14 protein-coding genes are annotated in these 19,667 nt (G+C 73.9%); 9 read left to right on the forward strand and 5 right to left on the reverse strand.

Annotation, left to right across the window (positions count from 1 at the left end):
- Window positions 1-282: 282 nt before the first annotated feature.
- On the forward strand, window positions 283-2,298 hold the full coding sequence (locus tag ABGB05_RS21495) for a WG repeat-containing protein (protein WP_347655251.1): 2,016 nt from the start codon (window positions 283-285) through the stop codon (window positions 2,296-2,298).
- 62 nt (window positions 2,299-2,360) lie between these two features.
- Entirely contained in the window at window positions 2,361-3,359 is a 999-nt protein-coding gene (locus tag ABGB05_RS21500; RefSeq protein WP_347655252.1) for an aldo/keto reductase family protein, read from the forward strand.
- Between the two features lie 122 nt (window positions 3,360-3,481).
- Here the strand turns inward: ABGB05_RS21500 and ABGB05_RS21505 are convergent, their stop codons facing one another.
- From ABGB05_RS21505 to ABGB05_RS21515, 3 genes are all read right to left on the reverse strand, one after another.
- Window positions 3,482-5,989, reverse strand: a complete 2,508-nt coding sequence (locus tag ABGB05_RS21505; protein ID WP_347655253.1) for a hypothetical protein — start codon at window positions 5,987-5,989, stop codon at window positions 3,482-3,484.
- A 65-nt stretch (window positions 5,990-6,054) separates the two neighbouring features.
- Window positions 6,055-6,852 (reverse strand): site-2 protease family protein, encoded by a 798-nt coding sequence (locus ABGB05_RS21510; protein WP_347655254.1) that lies wholly within the window; start codon window positions 6,850-6,852, stop codon window positions 6,055-6,057.
- A 7-nt stretch (window positions 6,853-6,859) separates the two neighbouring features.
- Window positions 6,860-7,060: a hypothetical protein gene (locus tag ABGB05_RS21515; protein WP_347655255.1), complete on the reverse strand. Its 201-nt coding sequence runs from the start codon at window positions 7,058-7,060 to the stop codon at window positions 6,860-6,862.
- A 169-nt stretch (window positions 7,061-7,229) separates the two neighbouring features.
- On the opposite strand from ABGB05_RS21515, the gene ABGB05_RS21520 reads away from it, so the two are divergent.
- The 3 genes from ABGB05_RS21520 to ABGB05_RS21530 all read left to right on the forward strand — a co-directional run bounded on the left by ABGB05_RS21520 (window position 7,230) and on the right by ABGB05_RS21530 (window position 11,438).
- The gene (locus ABGB05_RS21520) at window positions 7,230-9,296 is read left to right on the forward strand and encodes a bifunctional adenosylcobinamide kinase/adenosylcobinamide-phosphate guanylyltransferase (RefSeq protein WP_347655256.1); all 2,067 of its coding nucleotides are present in this window, start codon (window positions 7,230-7,232) and stop codon (window positions 9,294-9,296) included.
- Entirely contained in the window at window positions 9,289-10,059 is a 771-nt protein-coding gene (locus ABGB05_RS21525) for an adenosylcobinamide-GDP ribazoletransferase (RefSeq protein WP_347655257.1), read from the forward strand. Before ABGB05_RS21520 ends, ABGB05_RS21525 begins: the two co-directional genes overlap by 8 nt.
- 89 nt (window positions 10,060-10,148) lie before the next feature.
- The gene (locus ABGB05_RS21530; protein WP_347655258.1) at window positions 10,149-11,438 is read left to right on the forward strand and encodes a DUF2314 domain-containing protein; all 1,290 of its coding nucleotides are present in this window, start codon (window positions 10,149-10,151) and stop codon (window positions 11,436-11,438) included.
- A 159-nt stretch (window positions 11,439-11,597) separates the two neighbouring features.
- Here the strand turns inward: ABGB05_RS21530 and gcvT are convergent, their stop codons facing one another.
- The gene (gene gcvT, locus ABGB05_RS21535) at window positions 11,598-12,746 is read right to left on the reverse strand and encodes a glycine cleavage system aminomethyltransferase GcvT (RefSeq protein WP_347655259.1); all 1,149 of its coding nucleotides are present in this window, start codon (window positions 12,744-12,746) and stop codon (window positions 11,598-11,600) included.
- A gap of 163 nt (window positions 12,747-12,909) precedes the next feature.
- On the opposite strand from gcvT, the gene ABGB05_RS21540 reads away from it, so the two are divergent.
- Window positions 12,910-14,496, forward strand: a complete 1,587-nt coding sequence (locus tag ABGB05_RS21540) for a leucyl aminopeptidase (protein WP_347655260.1) — start codon at window positions 12,910-12,912, stop codon at window positions 14,494-14,496.
- Between the two features lie 235 nt (window positions 14,497-14,731).
- On the opposite strand, the gene ABGB05_RS21545 is transcribed toward ABGB05_RS21540, so the two are convergent.
- Window positions 14,732-15,055: a hypothetical protein gene (locus ABGB05_RS21545; protein WP_347655261.1), complete on the reverse strand. Its 324-nt coding sequence runs from the start codon at window positions 15,053-15,055 to the stop codon at window positions 14,732-14,734.
- A 266-nt stretch (window positions 15,056-15,321) separates the two neighbouring features.
- Here ABGB05_RS21545 and lpdA point away from each other — a divergent pair, with 266 nt between their 5' ends.
- The 3 genes from lpdA (at window position 15,322) to ABGB05_RS21560 (ending at window position 19,618) form a co-directional block, all read left to right on the forward strand.
- Entirely contained in the window at window positions 15,322-16,710 is a 1,389-nt protein-coding gene (gene lpdA, locus ABGB05_RS21550) for a dihydrolipoyl dehydrogenase (RefSeq protein ID WP_347655262.1), read from the forward strand.
- Window positions 16,711-16,779: 69 nt separating this feature from the next.
- Window positions 16,780-18,570, forward strand: a complete 1,791-nt coding sequence (sucB, locus tag ABGB05_RS21555; protein WP_347655263.1) for a 2-oxoglutarate dehydrogenase, E2 component, dihydrolipoamide succinyltransferase — start codon at window positions 16,780-16,782, stop codon at window positions 18,568-18,570.
- 151 nt (window positions 18,571-18,721) lie between these two features.
- Entirely contained in the window at window positions 18,722-19,618 is an 897-nt protein-coding gene (locus ABGB05_RS21560) for a TIGR01777 family oxidoreductase (protein ID WP_347655264.1), read from the forward strand.
- Window positions 19,619-19,667: the final 49 nt, after the last annotated feature.

Genomic DNA, 19,667 nt, shown 5'->3' on the forward strand with positions numbered 1-19,667 from the left:
CGCGGGCTGCGGCTGGAGTTCCTGCCCGCCCCGACCCCCGCTCCGTCCGGAACCACGCCGGTGGCGCCCGACGCCGTCCCGTCCGCCGCCGGACCTACCCCGTCGGTTCCCGCCGTACCCGTTCCACCGCCCCCGCCGACGGACGTGGCGCCATCGGCCCCTCCTGTCATCGAACCCGCCTCGCCCGCACCCTCGTCCGGTCCCCCGATCGAACCGGCCTCGGCCGGCCCACGGCCGGGATCCGGCGATGCGGCCGATCCAAGTGAGACTTCCGTACCCTTCATGCCAACCACCGGACCCGTCGCTGACCACGCCCGATCCGGGCCGCTGGCCGACGCCGCCCCCGCCACGCCAGCACCGCCGGAGACCGACCCGACGCCCGGACCAGCTCCGGCCGAGGCGGGTGCCGCCGGTACGGCGGACCGCCCACTCGACGAACCGGCTGAGCCGACCGCCGCGACGCCGGCCCGGACCGGGCCGACCGCCGACGGGCCGACCGCCGCCGCCGAGGATCCGACCGCCGGAACGCCGGCGGCCGGCGAGCCGGCAGGCGGTACGACACCCGAGCCCGTCGACGACACCGCGCCCCCGGCCGTCCCACCCGCGGAGCCGCCCGCGTCGAGCGCCACCGGTACGTCGCCGGCACTCTCCGCCAAGAACACCGACGGCGTGGTACCACCGATGGACGACTCCGTCGGCAGCCCCGCCCCGGTGCCGTCGACCGGTGACGCCGGCAGCACGCCTGTCCCGGCACCCGCGGCCGCCGATGCCGAGGCGGGCGTCGAGGTGCCCGTCTCCGGACCGCCGCTGGCGACCTCGCCACCGGGTTCACCGGTCGCGGAGGCGAGTCCGGACACCGTGCTCCCGGCCGGTCCGGCCGCCGGTGCGGCAACAGCGCTGAGTGCCCCCACCATGCTCACCCCGATCATCCGGCCGCGTACCGAGCAGAAGGCCGCCCCGGAGCCCGAGGAGAGCGCGCCGGAACCGGCCAGCGCCGACCCGGAACAGGTGCTCGCCACGTACGAGTGGCGGTTCCACCACGAGACGCTGCGCGAACTTGTCGAGAATCCGGACGAGCTGCGGGCCATCCGGGACCGGCTGACCGAGAAGCTCGAACCGGCGAAGGACAACGGCACCCGGGCCCGGCTGCTGAGCCTGCGGGCGGTCGTCTCCCGCATCCTCGGCGACCTGGGCAAGGCGCTGGCCGACGGCAAGCTGGCGCTGGCGCACGCCGAGGCGACCGGCCAGCTGCGCCGGATCGCCATCGCCCAGGCCCGGCTGGCGCACGTACTGCAGTGGCGTGGTGACTTCGCCGAGGCCGACCGGCTGTTCGCCGAGGCCAACTCGCCCGAGCTGCCGGACCGGCTCCGGGCCACCATGCACGAGCACGCCGGCCGGTCCTGCTACGACCAGGGCCGCTACATGGAGGCCTGCAACCACTTCGAGAAGGCGCTGGAGCTGCGCAAGGTCGAGGACCCGGACCTGATCGCCCGTACCGAACTGGCGCTGGACGCGGTCTTCAACAAGGTCGCCCAGAACGGTTGGGGCCCGTACCCCCGGGACCGGGACGAGATCCTGCAGGTGCACAAGCCGCCGGTGCCGACGTTCAGCGAGAAGGTGCAGCGCTGGGGGTACGCCGACCCGGAGGGGCAGTTGGCGATCGCCCCGAGCTACGCCGACGTGCAGCCGTTCCGGGACGGGGCGGCCTGGGTCCGCCGCCCGGAGACCCCGACCTGGGAGCTGATCGACGAGTCCGGTGGGCTGCTCATCGAGGCCACCGCCGGGTACCTGGCGGTCAGTTCCTTCTCCGACGGGCTCGCCTGGGTGTCCCGGGACGGGACCGGCGGGTGGATCGCCATCGACAAGGCCAACAAGGTGGTGATCCCGAGCGGCTTCGAGGACGTACGCCCGTTCCGGCGGGGTGTCGCCGCGGTCCGACGCGGCGGGTGGGGCGCGGTCGACCGGACCGGCAAGGTCTTCCTGCCGACCCGGTACACCGGTTTCGCCACCGCGCTGACCGACGGCCGGTACGTCGACGGCTTCACCGACGAGGGCCTGGCCATCGTCGACGCCGGCGGACGCAAGGGTGTGGTCGACAAGTCCGGGCAGGTCCTCGTCGCGCCGGCCCATCCGGCCATGGTCATCCACCCGGTCGCGTTCCTGGTCGGCGACGGTGCCGGCCGGTGGGGCGCGCTCGACCGGCGTGGCGAGCCATTGATCGACGTGGTGCACCCGAGCCGGACCGACGTGATCGAGGAGATCGACCGACTTCTGGCGGACACCAAGCCGGTGCTGTGACCTGCGGCCACCCCCGGCCGGGCAACCTGATCCACTTCCCGGGAACGGACTAGGGTCGAGGTATGGAATTCCGTCACCTTGGCCGTTCGGGTCTGCTGGTCAGCGAGATCTCGTACGGCAACTGGATCACCCACGGCTCACAAGTCGAGGAGGAGGCCGCACTCGCCTGCGTCCGGGCCGCGCTGGACGTGGGCATCACCACGTTCGACACCGCGGACGTGTACGCCGGCACCAAGGCCGAGGCCGTGCTCGGCCGCGCGCTGAAGGACGAGCGCCGGGAGGGCCTGGAGATCTTCACCAAGGTCTACTGGCCGACCGGCCCGGGGCGCAACGACCGTGGCCTGTCCCGCAAGCACATCATGGAGTCGATCAACGGTTCGCTGAAGCGGCTGCAGACCGACTACGTCGACCTCTACCAGGCGCACCGGTACGACTACGCCACCCCGCTGGAGGAGACGATGGAGGCCTTCGCCGACGTCGTGCACTCCGGCAAGGCGCACTACATCGGCGTGTCGGAGTGGAAGGCGGAGGAGATCCGGGCGGCGCACGCGCTGGCCCGCGAACTGAAGATCCAGCTGGTCTCCAGCCAGCCGCAGTACTCCATGCTCTGGCGGGTCATCGAGTCCGAGGTCGTACCGACGAGCGAGGAGCTCGGCATCGGGCAGATCGTCTGGTCGCCGATCGCCCAGGGCGTGCTGACCGGCAAGTACCTGCCGGGTCAGGAGCCGCCGGCCGGCTCCCGGGCCACCGACGCCTCCGGTGGTGCCAACATGATCGCCCGCTTCATGAACGACGACGTGCTGACCCGGGTGCAGCGGCTCAAGCCGCTGGCCGAACAGGCCGGCCTCAGCATGGCCCAGCTGGCCGTGGCGTGGGTCCTGCAGAACCCGAACGTCTCGTCGGCGATCGTCGGGGCGTCCCGCCCGGAGCAGGTCCACGACAACGTCAAGGCGGCCGGGGTGAAGCTCGACGCCGAGCTGCTCAAGGCGATCGACGAGATCCTCGACCCGATCGTCGAGCGGGACCCGGCCAAGACGCAGAGCCCGGTCAACCGGCCGTAACTCCGCCGGCCCGGGGTGGCGGTCGGCGCGACGTCGGCCGCCACCCCGGTCTCGACCGGCTGCCGGCCGTTGCGCGCACCGGGCGCGACGGCGGCCGGCTCCCCCGGCCCGGGTCGCCCGGCTCAGCGTGGTGACAGGGCGGCGGTGGCCGCCCGGCTGGTGGTCACCAGCTCGGGCAGGGTGCCCGGGAAGTTGTCGACCAGGTCCAGCGCCAACAGCCAGGCGTCGAGGTTCTCGCCGAGTACCTCTCGGCACATCATGGTGACCGGATCGTCCGTGGCTGGCCACCACCGGGCGTCACCACCGGCCCGCAGCAGCGCACCGACCGGCGTGGCGTTGGCCGCCAGCTCGGCCAGCGGGACCGTTCCGGCGGTGACCGCCCGGGTCGCCCACTCCGGCCACCCGGTCCAGTCGACGGTCCCGTCCGGCGTCCGTGGCACCGCGACCGGCCCGCCCGGGTCGTCCGCCGACGGCGGTCCGGCGGCCAGCTCCGCGAGCAGCTCGGCCGGGCATCCCGGCAGCCTGCCGAGATGGCCCAGCACCTCGTACGGGAACGGCTCCCGCCGGTGCTCGGCGAGCAGCAACGTCCAGTCGGTCACGTGCTGCTCGGCGTCGAGGATGTACAGGTCACCCTGCCTTGGGTCGGCCCGGCGCAGCCGGTCCAGCCATTTGTCCGGCGTACTCTCCCGGTCGACCAGAGCCTGCACCGCCCGTACCGCGGTGGCCTCGTCCGGGTCGGCCAGTGCCCGGACCGCCGCCTTGCGGACCGCGACCAGCCACGGATGGCCCTGGTACGCACGTCGGGTCAGGTCCACCTCCAGCAGCGCCCGGGCGGCTGGTACGCCCTCCCGGCGGGCGACCGCCAGCAGCAGCCGCAGTTGCAGCAGAGCGGTCGGGACCCGGGTACGCAGCATCAGCTCCACGGCCAGTTCGGTCAGCCCCGACTCGATCCAGGGCAGCATGAACCGGCGTTCGACCGGCTCCCGCAGGTGCGCCCGGAGCTGGTCGCCGATCGGGAGCCGTTCCCGGTCCGGCCCGCCCGGCCAGTCCTCGTCGTGGCGCAGCCCGGCGAGGATCCGGCGCCGGAGCGCCGGGGTGGCGTGCGGGCTCTGGTACAGGCCGGCATTGATCTCGGTGTCGTCGAAGGCGAACAGCGGATGGATCGACTCCGCCGGCAGTTCCCGGTTGCCGGCGAGCAGGCGCAGACAGGTCAGGTTGTCGGCCTCGACCAGGGCCGCCACGAGGTCTGGGCCGACCGCGCCACGGTGCAGCAGGTCGTAGGCGGCCCGTCCGTCGAGCACCGGCAGGACCGCCAGCACCACCTCGGGCGGGCAGCAGAGCAGCAGGTCGCGCATCGCCCGGCGGACGGGTGTCCAGGAGGGCGGTTTGCCGCCCGGCGCGGGTGCCGGGCGGGCGTGCGCCCACCGGGTTACCGTGCCCGCCGCCGCGACCGCCGCCGCCAGCAGCTCCGGCAGGTTGCCCGGCCAGCCCGACAGGTGCTTCCAGAGCGCCCGCCAGGCGCCCTGGTCGGTGCCGACCGTGGCGCCAACGAGGTCCCCTACCGCCGTCCTGACCGGCGCGGCCACGACCGCCACCCCGGGCAGGCAACCGACCGGAGCCAGTTCCTCCACCACCTGCGCGGCGGTCACCGTCCCCTGCTCCAGCGCCGCCGCCACCTTCTCGCCGAGCAGTCGGGTGCCGGTAACCACCGCGCTGCCGTTCGCCAGCTCCTGCGCGCAGGCCCGCATCACCGGCAGGCCGACCGGCCCCGGAAACCAGTCCAGCACGTGCACCCCGAACCGGTGCACGAAGTCGACCCGAAGTTCCTCGGGGCAGTCGGCACGCCCGGCCAGGGCCTTGGCGGCCAGGGTGCGGTACGGCTGTTCGGCGTGTGCCGCGAGCACCGCCGGCCAGTCCACCGGCTGGTCCGGGTCGAGGTCGGCGGTGCTCCGGCCGACCGCCCGGAGCAGCCGTACCGTGCCGGCGGCGGTCCGCAGCTCGGCCGTCGCCCGTTCCAGGGCCGGCAGCCCGTCGTCCTCGGCGTCGAGCGCCTCGGTCAGCGTCTCGGCGACCAGCGGGTCGAGCCCGGGGTAGCCGACCACCCCGTCCCGCCCGGTCCGCCGCCAGACCTGGGCCAGCACCTCCAGTTCGCGCCACACCGTACGCGGCCGGTCCAGGGTCAGGAAGACGTGGTCGATCTCCTCGAACGGTGTCCTGCCGGCCAGGTCGGTGACCAGCTCCCACTCGTACCTGGCCCGGTCGACCAGGGTCGGCACGAAGCCGCCCGGACGCCGCCACCAGGGGTCCGCCGGGTCGGCGCCGGCCAGCAGCTCGGCGCGCAGTGCCTCGTCGGCATGCCGGAGCAGCGCCACGGCGACCGGAGGGGTCGCGGAGGCGGCCAGTTCGGCGGCCGCCTCCGGATGGCCGGCCGGGAAACCCCGGTTGCCGGCCAGCGCCAGGCGCAGCGCCTCGTCCCCGGAGTCCAGCACCGCCCGCACCAGTGCGGTGCCGAGCGCCGGGCCCTGCCGCAGCACCTCCTCGACCGCCTGGCGACGTCGGGTCAGGACGTCGGGCAGCAGCTGCGGCCCGCAGCACTCGAGCAGTACCTGCACAGCCATCACGTCGGCCACGGCGCGGCCTCCCCTCCCGATCGGACGACCGGCAGGATACGGAACGGCACCGACAGGGGCGGTGGTCAGCCCTGCCAGAACCGGATCAGCCGCAACCCCTCGACGTAGAGGTAGTCGGGGAGCCCGATCAGGTCGCCGACCGCGAAGACGCCGTCGAAGAACCAGCCACCGACGGTGGGGTTCCAGAGCAGCGCGAAGAGCAGGATGAACCCGAACGGCGCCATCAGGTCGTAGCCCCGCCGCCACTGCGGGTTGAGCCATGGCTGGACGATGTTGCCGCCGTCCAGTCCCGGCACCGGCAGCAGGTTGAGCACGCTGGCGGTCAGCTGCAGGAAGGCGAGCAGCGCGACCCCGGCCCAGAACGCCGGCGCGGCGAAGACGTCCACGCCGAGCGCGAACGGCACCACCAACAGCAGCGCGAAGAGCACGTTCGTCGCCGGGCCGGCGAGGCTGACCAGCGAGTGCCGCAGCCGGCCGGGGATCTCGTGCCGGTCGACCCAGACCGCGCCGCCGGGCAGGCCGATGCCGCCGAGCAGCACCACGACCACCGGCAGGATGATCGACAGCAGCGGGTGGCTGTACTTGAGCGGGTTGAGGGTCAGGTAACCCCGGTGTGCGACACCCCGGTCACCGGCCCGGAACGCCACGATCGCGTGCGCGTACTCGTGCAGGCAGAGGGAGACCAGCCAGCCGGAGACGACAAAGAGGAAGACGTCGAGCCGGACGTTGCCGTACCCGTTCCACGCCATCGCCCCACTGGTCACGAAGAGCGCGACCAGGGCGAGGAAGATCGGGCTCGGCCGGAACGCCGCCGCCGGGACGCCGAGCACGAGCCGGTCCCGTCCCCGCTGGTCGAAGGCCATCACCCGGTCACTCGGCCGCGGGCTGCAGACTCATCCGGTACTCCACCCGGTCGTCCTCGACCAGGAGCACCGTGGCGACGCCCGAGGCGGCCAGTTCCCGCCAGGTCTGTCCGATCCAGGACTCGGCGTCGGCCTGGCTGCTGAACGCCTCGGCCGGTCCGCTCACCGGAGCACCGTCCGCGCCCTCGTACCGCCAGCTCCACGGCATGTCGCGTCTCCCCTCGCCGATCTTCCGCGCCGACAACCCCCGCCAGCCTAGTCGGCCGATCCGGACCAACCAGCCCGAGCGGTCCGCCGACCGCCCCGACGCGTACTCCGGGGGCCACCGAGCCGCACCTCACAGCGGGATGTACAGCCGAGCGCTCTAAGGTACGGGCATGTCCGCAGACGGGTGGAGCAGGATCCTGGTACTGGGCGGGATCCGGTCCGGCAAGTCCGAATTCGCCGAATCGTTGGTCCGGGAGGCGTCCCGGGTCCGGTACGTCGCCACCGCGACGACCAGCCCCGACGACCCCGAGTGGGTGGCCCGGATCGAGGCGCACCGGTCGCGCCGACCGGCCGGTTGGGCGACCGAGGAGGCCGGTACGGACCCGGGCCGGCTGGTGGAGTTGATCAGGTCGGCGGAGCCGGACGAGACGCTGCTCGTCGACGACCTCGGTGGCTGGGTGACCGTGCTGCTCGACCCGGCGCACCAGCCGGCGGACGACGTCGCCACCGTCGCCGAACTCGGCGCGGCGGTCCGGGACTGCCCGGCCCGCCTGGTGCTGGTCAGCCCCGAGGTCGGACTGTCGCTGGTGCCGACCACCCCGCTCGGCCGGGCCTTCGCCGACGCGCTCGGCACCACCAACCAGACGGTGGCGGACGCCTGTGACACCGTCGTCCTGGTGATCGCCGGGCAGCCGACCCGGCTCAAGCCGGGAACACCGGTCGCGACGGCGGCTCCGCGCGCGAACGTACCGGCGCAGCCCGGCGCCGACCGCGACGCCGGTCCGGCCGGCCGGCCGGACCCGGTGGTGCCCGACGCCGGTACGCCGGCGTCGGCCTGGACCGGGGTCCTCGGCGCCGTGCCGGAGGTCCTGCGGCCGACGGTCACCGCGCCGGAGCCGTCCGGAGCCGAGCCGGGGACGGCCTGGACCGCGCCGACCATGGCCCTGCCGATGGTCGCCACCGGCCTGGTGATCCAGCCCGGGATGGAACTGCCGATGCCGGACGAGCAGACCGGGCCGGCCGCGCTCGACCGGCTGGCCACCCTCGACCTGCCCGGTTCCGGACTCGGCACCCTGGCCCGGGTCGTCGAGTTCGCCGCCGCGACCCAGCGGACCGCGACCCCGGCACCGTGGCGCTCGGTACGGGTGCTGCTGCTGCACGGCGACCACGCCGGCGGCGCCGCGGCCGGAACGGTGCCCGGCGAATCCGCCCGCCGGGTGGCCCAGGCCCGGACCGGATCCGGACCGCTCGCCCAACTGGCCGCCGAGGCCGGCGCCACTCTCCAGGTCGTCGAGGCTCCGGCGGCCGCCCCGATGGAGCACGGTCCGGCCCTGCCGGTGGACGACGTCGAGGCGGCACTGCGTTACGGGTGGCGGCTTGCCGAGGCCGCGGTGGACGAGGGTGTCGAGTTGCTCGTGCTGGCGGCCTGTGGCGCCGGTACGGACGCGGCGGCGGCGGCCGTGCTCGCGGCGAACGCCGGCGCCGAACCGGCAGCGGTGCTCGGCCGGGTGGTGACCCCGGACGGGCAGGTGGACGACACGGCGTGGATGGCCCGGTGTGCGGCGGTCCGGGACGCGCTGCAGCGGACCCGGCGCAGCCCTCGGGACGCGAAGGACGTCCTCGCCGAACTCGGCGGCGGGGACATCGCGGTCGCCACCGGGATCCTGCTCGGCGCGACCGCGCGTCGTACCCCGGTGCTGCTCGACGGGCCGGTCGGGGTGGCCGCCGGCCTGGTCAGCCGGGACCTCGCCGGCCAGGCCCGGCACTGGTGCCTGCTGCCGGACCACGGCGACCACCCGGCGGTCCGGCTCGCCGCCGACGTGCTCGACCTGCAACCGCTGCTGGACCTGCGGCTCGGTCTCGGTGAGGGCGCCGCCGCGCTGGCCGCGCTGCCGCTGCTCCGGGCGGGGCTGACCCTGGCCGGTGGACTGCCGGCCCGGCCTGGTTCGGACGGGCCGGCCGGCGCCGAAACCGCGGCACGGCCGGAGGAGACCGCCGAACCGGAGGAGACCGCCGAGCTGGAAGAGGCCGCCGAACCGGAGGAGACCACCGGGTCGGAGGAGTCGGAGCGGGAGCCGGTGGAGTCGGACGACAGCGAGTTCGCCGAGCCCCGACCGGCCGGCCCCGGCCCGACCGCCGTACCGGACAAGACGGCGGCCCCGGACGACCCGGCGGCGCCGGACGACGGCACCGGAGCCGACACCGCCTCGGCGGCGACCAGCGCCCGCGGTGCCTGACGGGCGACTCGTCGCCGGCGGCCGGCTGGCCCTGACCACCTTCACCGTCGCCCCGCTGCGGGTCGGCCGGGTGGACCGGGCCACCGCCGGTACGGCGATGGCGCTGGCCCCGCTGGTCGGCGCCCTGCTCGGTCTGCTGCTCGCCGCCGTGCTCGGCGGACTCGCCACGCTCGCCCCACCCCTGGTCGCCGCCGGGGTGACCGTCGCCGTGGCGGCACTGCTCACCCGGGGACTGCACCTCGACGGGCTGGCCGACACGGTGGACGCGCTCGGCTCGTACCGGACGGGGCCGGCCGCCCTGCAAATCATGCGGCAGCCGGACGTCGGCCCGTTCGGCGTCGCCGCGCTGGTCCTCGTACTCCTGGTCCAGACGGCGTGCCTCGCGGCGCTGGCGGCCCGACCGTGGCCGGCGCTGGCCGCGACGGTGGTGGTCGGCACCGCGACCGGTCGGCTCGCGGTGAGCTGGGCGTGCCGCCGCGGCGTGCCGGCGGCCCGGCCGGACGGGCTCGGCGCCCTGGTCGCCGGCACCGTCGGCCCGGTGGTGCTGGCCGTCGCCACCACCGCCGTCGCACTCGTTGCCGTCGCCGCCGTTCCGGGCCGGCCCTGGCAGGGGCCGCTCGCGGTCGCCGGCGCGCTCGCGATCGCCCTGCTGGCCCTGCGCCACGCGGTACGCCGGTTCGGCGGCGTCACCGGTGACGTGCTCGGCGCCGCCGTCGAGGTCGGCACCACACTCTGCTACCTGGGTCTGGTGCTGACCCGCTGAACGGCTGACCCGATCCGCGTCCATCTGGGGCGAAACACGGGTAGCGTTCGCAAAAACGAAGACCGGCACACGGCCGAGCGGGGGGACGAATGTTGATCACCGATGATTTCCTGCCCGTCCCGGTACCGGAAACGCTGACCGCCACCTACCTGGTACCGACCTCGGGTCAGCCCGGCCCGGCCCCCGCCGAGGTCCTGGCGGGGCTCGCCGGGCGGATCTCCGGGCCGGTGTACGACCTCGCCCGGCAGATGCTGGCCAGCCCGCTGATGAGCGTCGACACCCGACCGGTCAGCGAGTTCCCGCACCTGCCGCCGGACCTGCTCACCGCGTTCGGCGCCACCGAGCCCCAACTCGCCCGGCTCGCCGCCGCCACCGACCTGGTCGTCGTCCAGGCGAGCTACCGGCCCGGCTGGCCACCGGCACACGAGTGGGCCGCCCGGACCGTCGCCGCCGCGCTCGCCGAGCACCTCGGGGCCGACGTCGTGGACGTCTTCGCGCTGCAGTTCCTCGACCCCGCGACCGCGCTGCGGTCCCTGCCCGACGCCGAGGGACGGGTACGCCTGATCGACTGGGTGCTGGTGCCGTACTCGTCCGACGACGGCGGGCTCTGGTTCACCACCAAGGGACTGCGCCGCTTCGGCCTGCTGGAACTGCAGGCGCAGGAGGTGCCGACACACCTCACCCGGGCCTGGGGGGCGGTGATGACCGGGGTGGCCCGCCGCCTGCTGCGGGCCTGGACCGACGGACTGACCGACAACGAGGTGCCGGCCTTCGTCCCCCTTCCGGTGGTCACCTCGGTCACCGGGCACGACATCGCGGTCGCGTACGGCAACCCGCAGCCGCACGACAGCACCCGGCCGGCGGCGCTGCGGCTGGAACTGGACCCGGCGACCGACCCGGACGCCGACTCGTTCCTGACCCTGCTCCCCCCGGTCGGCCATCCCGGCCCGACCGGAGGCTACTTCGCCGCGGTCTGCACCGCCCTCTTCGGCGCCGGGCAGTCCGACGTCCGGTACGCCCGGCCCGACGACGCGATGGCGAAGGCGATCGCCACCGCCCGGGACGGCCTGCCGGGGATCCGTGAACGGTTCCTGGCCGGCAGCCTGCCCGCGGAGGTGCAACTGCTGGTCAAGTACGCGCTGCCGACCGACGAGGGACCGGAGTACGTCTGGGCCGGAGTGACCTCCTGGGCCACCCCGGAACGGATCATCGGGGCCAGTGCCAGCGACGCGGCCACCGACCCGGCGGTCCGGATCGGTCGGCCCGTCGTGGTGGACGTCGTCGACGTGGTCGACTGGGCACTGCTCGACGGCAGTGGCGTGGTCGAGGGCGGCTGGACCCAGGCGGTCCTCGACGCCGGCGACCGCTCCCAACGCTGATCGCCAGCAGGGGGCCGGCCCGGGTCGCGGTCCCGGTGGTGGGTCGGGGCAACCCGACCCGCTCTGGGCGGTCAGGCTTGATCCCGTCGCGGGCCGGGCCGCCCCGACCCCGGGGTTGGTGCCGCGCCGGTCGGGCGACGTGGACGCCCCGCCGGGCGGTTACTTGACCGAGGGCTGGACGAACGGCGGGCGGACCACCCGCATCGGCGTACGACGTCCCCGGACGTCGACCTCGACCCGGTCCCCCTGGGCCAGCCCGGCCGCGGTGTCGAGCAGCGCCAGGGCGATGCCGAGCTTGCGGGTCGGCGAGAACGTCCCACTGGTGATCGTGCCGACCTCGGTGTCGCCGACCAGGGCCGTCATCCCGGCACGCGGAATGCCCCGGCCCTCCGCCTCCAGCCCCCACAGGGTCCGTCGGGCACCGGCCGCCTTCTCCGCGAGCAAGGCCTCCCGCCCCCAGAACGCCGGCTTGTCCCAGCCGACCGCCCAGCCCAGCCGGGCCTGCACCGGGGTGATCTCCAGCGACAGGTCCTGGCCGTGCAGCGGGTAGCCCATCTCGGTGCGCAGGGTGTCCCGGGCGCCGAGGCCACAGGCCCGGATCCCGTCCGGCTCGCCCGCCGCGAGCAGCGCGTCCCAGACCCGGGTCGCCGCCTCCGCCGGGACGACGAGCTCGTAACCGTGCTCGCCGGTGTACCCGGTACGGCAGACCACGAGCGACGCGGCGTCGAGGTCGGCGGCGGCGAAACTCATGTAGTCGTGCCCGGTCGGCAGCCCGAGCCTGCCCAGCACCTGCGTCGACGCCGGCCCCTGCACCGCCAGTACGGCGTACGCCTCGTGCTCGTCGGTGACCGTGATCCCGGCCGGGGCGGCGGCCCGGAGCCGGCGTACGACCTCGGCGGTGTTGGCCGCGTTCGGGATCAGGAAGACGTGGTCGTCGGCGTACAGGTAGGCGATGATGTCGTCCACCACCCCGCCGGTGGTCTCGTCGCAGCAGAGCGTGTACTGCGCCCGGCCGGGGCCGATCCGGCCCAGGTCGTTGCTGAGGCAGGCGTTGACGAAGTCGGCGGCTCCCGGGCCGGTGACCCGGGCCTTGCCCAGATGCGAGACGTCGAACACACCCACCCCGGTACGGACCGCGGTGTGCTCGGCGAGGACCCCGCCGCCGGCGTACTCCAGGGGCATGGACCAGCCGCCGAAGGCGGCGAACTTGGCGCCCAGCGCGACGTGCCGCTCGTGCAGCGGCGAGTGGCGGAGCTGGTCGGCGGAAGGTTCCGGGGTCGGGCCGGACACCTGGGTAACGTCGGTCATGGGTGGGAACCTACCTGCGCCGGGACGCCTGGTTAGCATCGGCGGGACCCGTCCGGCGGACCGTCGGCGGGACAGGCCATTCTTCCGGCGGGTAGGTTCGCCGGAGACCATCTTCGCCGACCGCACACCAGGCGGCCGGCCGTGCCCGTACCGGAGCCGCCGAGTGACATCGCCCAGCACCACCCTCAGCCTGGTCGACACCGACCCCGCCGAACTCGCCGTCGACGCCGTCGTGATCGGCCTGCACAGCCAGACCACGGACGCGACGACCGGGCCGACGACCTCCTTCGCCGACATGCTGCTGCTGGCCAGCGGCGCGGAGAGCATCGCCGCGGCGTTCGACGGTCGGCTGACCGAGACCCTGGCGCTGCTGGGGGCCACCGGCGGCCCCGGCGAGGTGATCAAGCTCGCCACCCTCGGTACGGTCACCGCGCCGCTGGTCGTCGCGGTCGGTCTGGGCGCCGAGCCGTCCGGTGCCGCGCCGGCCCCGGAGACGCTGCGCCGGGCCGCCGCCGCCGCCGTCCGGGCACTCGCCGGCGCCGAGCAGGTCGCGCTGACCCTGCCTGTTCCGGACGACGAGGACTTCCCGGCCGCGCTGCGGGCCGTCGCCGAGGGCGCGCTGCTCGGCGCGTACCGGTTCGCCGGCTACAAGACCCGGCCGCAGCCGACCCGCCGCCCGGTCGTCTCCTCGGTCGCGGTGCACGTGCCGGACGCCTCCGACGAGCGGGCCCAGGCGGAGATCACCCGCGCCACGGTGGTGGCCCGCGCGGTCACCCGGACCCGGGACTGGGTGAACACCCCGCCGAACGAGCTGCGTCCGCCGTCGTTCGCCGACTCGGTCGCCGCCGCCGCCCGGGAGGCCGGGCTCGGGGTGGAGGTCCTCGACGAGCAGGCCCTCGCCGCCGGTGGCTACGGCGGCATCCTGGCGGTCGGCCAGGGTTCTGAGGCCCCGCCCCGGCTGGTGAAGCTGACCTACGACCCGGCGGCCGCCGGCGTCGGCGCGGCGACGAAGCGGGTCGCGCTGGTCGGCAAGGGCATCACCTTCGACACCGGCGGTGTCTCGATCAAGCCGGCCCAGGGCATGTGGGAGATGAAGTCCGACATGGCCGGTGCGGCGGCGGTCGCCGCCAGCCTGCTGGCGATCGCCGAACTGAAGCCGACGGTCGCGGTGACCGGGTACCTGCCGATGGCGGAGAACATGCCGTCGGGCACCTCGTACCGGCCGGGTGACGTGGTCACCATGTACAACGGCAAGCGGGTCGAGGTGCTGAACACCGACGCCGAGGGCCGGATGATCCTCGGTGACGCGATGGCCCGGGCCTGCGAGGACGGCTGCGACTACCTGGTCGAGACCTCGACGCTGACCGGCGGCCAGGTGGTGGCGCTGGGCAAGCGGGTGGCCGGCGTGATGGGGTCCCTCGAGTTCTGCCAGCGGGTCCAGACGGCCGGCGACGCGGCCGGGGAGCCGACCTGGCCGATGCCGCTGCCGGACGACGTACGCAAGGGCATGGACTCCGAGGTGGCGGACATCTCCCAGGTCAACGCGGGGATGGACCGGGCCGGGCACATGCTGCAGGGTGGCGTCTTCCTGCGGGAGTTCGTCACCGAGGACGTGCCGTGGGCGCACATCGACATCGCCGGCCCGGGTTACCACTCCGGTGAGCCGACCGGGTACTGGAGCAAGGGCGGCACCGGGGTGCCGGTCCGGACCCTGCTGGAGCTGGTCGACGACATCGCGGCCAACGGCTGAGCCGCGCTTTCCCCCGGGCCGGTGCGGCGTGCTGTTCGCGGCGCGCCGGCCCGGGATCGGGTCGGGGTGGCGGGTGGGGCCGGGTGACCCACTCTGGGCGGTCAGGCTCGATCCCGTCGTGGGTCACCCGGCCCCACCCGTGACCGTTCGGCTCCCATGGCTGATCCGGCCCCGTGCGTGGGTCACCCGGCTCCGCCCGCCGGGCCGGTCGCGGACCGCGCTGGGCGGCGTGGGGTCAGCTGGTCATGCGTTTGCGGCGCTCGTTGTAGTCGCGCATCCGCTGCGGGTAGCCGACCAGCCGGACGTCGTAGATCGGGATCGCCATCTTGTGGGCGAACCGGCGGGCGCCCTCCGGGCCGTCGATACGTCGACGGGTCCACTCACCGTCGTGCGCGATCAGCATCACGGTGGTCTCGGTCACCGTGGTCCGGGGCTCGATGAACGCCTCGACACCCCGTCTCGACCGGACGAACTGTTCGAGATGCTCAAGATCAGCCCGGTTGGCCGGACGATCACCTGCCCCGACAACCGCCTTCTTGCGCCGGCGAAACCAGGCCACCCGAGCTCTCCTCCCCACCACGTCGGCCCCGTGGTGTTACTGGCGACTTCGGGCAAGCGTACGTCCCGACGACGTGTCCTTGGGCACCTCGGTACGCGGCCCGCGTACACAAGTGACAAGATGACCGAGGTGGGCGCTCACCGGTACGTACAGACAGGCCGGCGAGAGTCCACGCCCCTCCGGGCGGAGAACCCCGACCGGGGGCGGCGGTATGTCCGGTTGCCCGGCATCCCCCTCGTAGCAGCGACGCGACCTGGGAGTTAACTGTGACCGAGCCGAACGGCGGAACCTTCGATGTTGTCATCCTCGGGGGTGGCAGCGGCGGGTACGCGGCCGCGCTGCGCGCCGCGCAACTGGACCTGTCGGTCGCGCTGATCGAGAAGGGCAAGCTCGGCGGCACCTGTCTGCACAACGGCTGCATCCCGACGAAGGCGCTGCTGCACGCGGCGGAGATCGCCGACCAGACCCGGGAGTCCGAGCAGTTCGGCGTCAAGGCCGAGCTGGTCGGCATCGACATGTCCGGGGTCAACGCCTACAAGGACGGCGTGATCTCCCGGCTCTACAAGGGTCTGCAGGGGCTGGTCAAGAGCGCGAAGATCACCTTTGTCGAGGGTGCCGGCAAGCTGGTCTCCCAGGACACCGTCGAGGTCAACGGGCAGCGTTACACCGGCCGGAACGTCATCCTGGCCACCGGCTCGTACGCCCGTACGCTGCCGGGCCTGGAGGTCGACGGCCAGCGGGTGATCACCAGCGACCACGCGCTGACCCTGGACCGGGTGCCGACCTCGGCGATCGTCCTCGGCGGCGGCGTCATCGGTGTCGAGTTCGCCAGCGTCTGGAAGTCCTTCGGCGTGGACGTGACGATCGTCGAGGCGCTGCCCCGGCTGGTCGCCGCCGAGGACGAGGAGTCGTCGAAGGCGCTGGAGCGGGCGTTCCGCAAGCGCGGCATCAAGTTCTCGGTCGGCAAGCGCTTCGAGAAGGTCGAGCACACCGACTCCGGTGTGAAGGTGACCATCGAGGGCGGCCAGACCTTCGAGGCGGAACTGCTGCTGGTCGCCGTCGGCCGTGGCCCGACGACCGCCAACCTCGGGTACGAGGAGCAGGGCGTCAAGATCGACCGCGGTTTTGTGCTGACCAACGAGCGGCTGCACACCGGGGTGGGGAACATCTACGCCGTCGGTGACATCGTGCCCGGCCTGCAGCTCGCCCACCGTGGCTTCCAGCAGGGCATCTTCGTGGCGGAGGAGATCGCCGGCCGCAACCCGGCCGTGATCGACGAGGCCGGCATCCCCCGGGTCACCTACTCCGACCCGGAGTTGGCCTCGGTCGGGCTCACCGAGGCCCGAGCCAAGGAGCAGTACGGCGCCGACAAGATCAAGACGTACAACTACAACCTCGGTGGCAACGGCAAGAGCCAGATCCTCAAGACCGCCGGGTTCGTGAAGCTGGTCCGGGTCGAGGACGGCCCGGTCGTCGGCGTGCACATGGTCGGTGGTCGGGTCGGTGAGTTGGTCGGCGAGGCGCAGCTCATCGTCAACTGGGAGGCGTACCCGGCCGAGGTGGCGCAGCTCATCCACGCTCACCCCACCCAGAGTGAGGCGCTCGGCGAGGCCCACCTCGCCCTGGCCGGCAAGCCGCTGCACGCGCACGCCTGACCACAGTTTTCCCGCGGCGCCCGGCGGCAACCGGGCCAGGATCCACAGGCCACGAAGGAGTCTTGAAAGATGCCGGTATCGGTCACCATGCCCCGGCTCGGCGAGAGCGTCACCGAGGGCACCGTCACCCGCTGGTTGAAGCAGGAGGGTGAGCGGGTCGAGGTCGACGAGCCCCTGCTTGAGGTTTCCACCGACAAGGTCGACACCGAGATCCCCTCGCCGGCCGCCGGGGTGCTGGCCCGGATCGTGGTGGGCGAGGACGAGACCGCCGAGGTCGGCAGCGAACTCGCGGTGATCGACGGGGAGGGCGGGCAGGCCGCTCCGGCCCAGGCGGCCCCGGCCCAGGCCGAGGCGCCGGAAACCGCCGAGGAGCCCGAGCCGGCGGCACAGCCCGAGCCCGCGCAGCCGGCCGAGCCCGAGACCGCCCCGGCGCAGACCGCGTCGGCCGGCGGCGAGGGCACCGTTGTCAAGATGCCGGCACTCGGCGAGAGCGTCACCGAGGGCACCGTCACCCGCTGGCTGAAGGAGGTCGGCGACACCGTCGAGGTCGACGAGCCGCTGGTCGAGGTCTCCACCGACAAGGTCGACACCGAGATCCCCTCCCCGGTCGCCGGGACGCTGCTGGAGATCCGGGTGCCGCAGGACGAGACCGCCCCGGTCGGCGCCGACCTCGCGGTGATCGGCGCCAAGCCGGCCGAGCCGGCCGCCAAGCCGACCCCGGCACCCGAGCCGGCGAAGCCCGCCGCAGCACCGGAGCCCGCGAAGCCCGCCGCGCCGCAGGCGGCGGCCCAGCCGGCCCCGGCCGGGGCGGGATACCAGAGCCCGGCGCCGGAGACCGAGCGGTCCACCCAGCCGGTCCGCACCGAGCAGGCGGCCGAACCGGCCGCCAAGCCCACTACGCCGGCCGCGCCGGCCGCTGGCGAGAACGGCGCCGGCTACGTCACCCCGCTGGTCCGCAAGCTCGCCGCCGAGCAGGGTGTCGACCTCGGTACGGTGACCGGCACCGGTGTCGGTGGCCGGATCCGCAAGCAGGACGTGCTCGAGGCGGCGGAGCGGGCCAAGGCAGCCAAGGCGGCCGCACCGGCGGCGCCGGCCGCACCGGCCGAGGCGGCCCCGAAGGCGGTGCCGAGCCCGCTGCGGGGCAGCACCCAGAAGCTGCCCCGGATCCGCGCGGTCATCGCCAAGCGGATGCAGGAGTCGCTGCACGAGATGGCGCAGCTCACCACCGTCGTCGAGGTCGACGTCACCAAGGTGGCCAAGCTGCGGGCCCGGGCCAAGGACAGCTTCCTGCAGCGGCACGGCGTGAAGCTGTCGTTCCTGCCGTTCTTCGCGCTGGCCGCGGTCGAGGCGCTGCAGACGTACCCGGTGGTCAACGCCCGGATGGACCTGGACGGCGGGACGATCACCTACCCGGACGCGGAGCACCTGGGCATCGCGGTCGACACTGAGCGGGGCCTGATGGTGCCGGTCATCCACAACGCCGGCGACCTGAACCTGGCCGGCCTGGCCCGGCGGATCGCCGACCTGGCCGACCGGACCCGGACCAACAAGATCAGCCCGGACGAGATCGCCGGGGCGACCTTCACGCTGACCAACACCGGCAGCCGGGGTGCGCTCTTCGACACCCCGATCGTGCCGTCGCCGCAGTCGGCGATGCTCGGCACCGGTGCCGTGGTGAAGCGTCCGGTCGTGGTCACCGACCCGCAGCTCGGTGAGGTGATCGTGCCCCGTTCGATGGTCTACCTCGCGCTCTCCTACGACCACCGGCTGATCGACGGCGCGGACGCCGCCCGGTTCCTGTCGGCGATCAAGGAGCGGCTCGAGGCGGGCCAGTTCGAGGCGGAGCTCGGCCTCGCCTGATCCGACAGATCCCCGCAGGGGCGTCCGGCCGTCGGCCGGGCGCCCCTGGCGTCTGTTCCGGCCCTCCCCGCGCGCGTCCGCAGCGGGCCTCCCGCCCGGGTACGACCCCCGACCCACGGCGCCGCGCACCCGGGTGGGCGAAGATACCGGCATGCGTATCGTTCTCGCCGGCTCATCCGGCTTCCTCGGCACCCGGTTGACCGATCGGCTCCGGACGGCGGGGCACGAGATCGTCCGGCTGGTCCGGCGCCCGGTCCGGGACCGGAACGAGGTCCGGTGGGACCCGGCCGCCGGGCAACTGGACCCGACGGCCATCTCCGGCGCCGACGCGGTGATCAACCTCGCCGGTACGAACATCAGCGACCGGCGCTGGAACAGCGAGTTCAAGGACCTGCTGCGGGCCAGCCGGGTCGACACCACCGCGACGCTGGCCCGGTCGATCGCCACCCTGCCGGCGGGCCAGCGGCCACAGGTGCTGCTCAACGGTTCGGCGATCGGCTGGTACGGCGACACCGGTGACCGCCCGGTCGAGGAGGACGCCCCGGCCGGGGACGGTTTCATGGCGGATCTGTGCCGGGTCTGGGAGGCGGCGACCGCCCCTGCCGAGCAGGCCGGGATCCGGGTGGTACGACTGCGCCTCGGCCTGCCGCTGGACCGTACCGGTGGGTTCCTCAAGCCGCAGCTGCTGCCGTACCGACTCGGTATCGCCGGCACGTTCGGCGACGGCCGGCAGTGGATCCCGTGGATCTCGATGGCCGACTGCATGTCCGCGCTGAGCTTCCTGCTGACCCACGACGACATCGCCGGGCCGGTGAACGTGGTCGGTCCGGCGCCGGCGACGAACGCCGAGTTCACCAGGACTCTCGGGCGGGCGCTGCACCGGCCGACGGTCATGCCGGTCCCCGGGGTCGCGTTGCGGATCCTGCTCGGCGAGATGTCGGTCGAGGCGTTGCGCAGTCTCCGGGTGCTTCCCGGGGTGCTGAACCGGGCCGGCTTCCGGCACGAGCACCCCGACCTGGCCGGCGCGCTGCGCGCCGCCCTGGACTGAGCCGGATCCGGCTGACCGGGCGCGACCGCCTGTCGTCCCGCACCGTCCG

The organism is Plantactinospora sp. B5E13, from assembly GCF_039871775.1.
Taxonomy (GTDB): Bacteria; Actinomycetota; Actinomycetes; order Mycobacteriales; family Micromonosporaceae; genus Plantactinospora.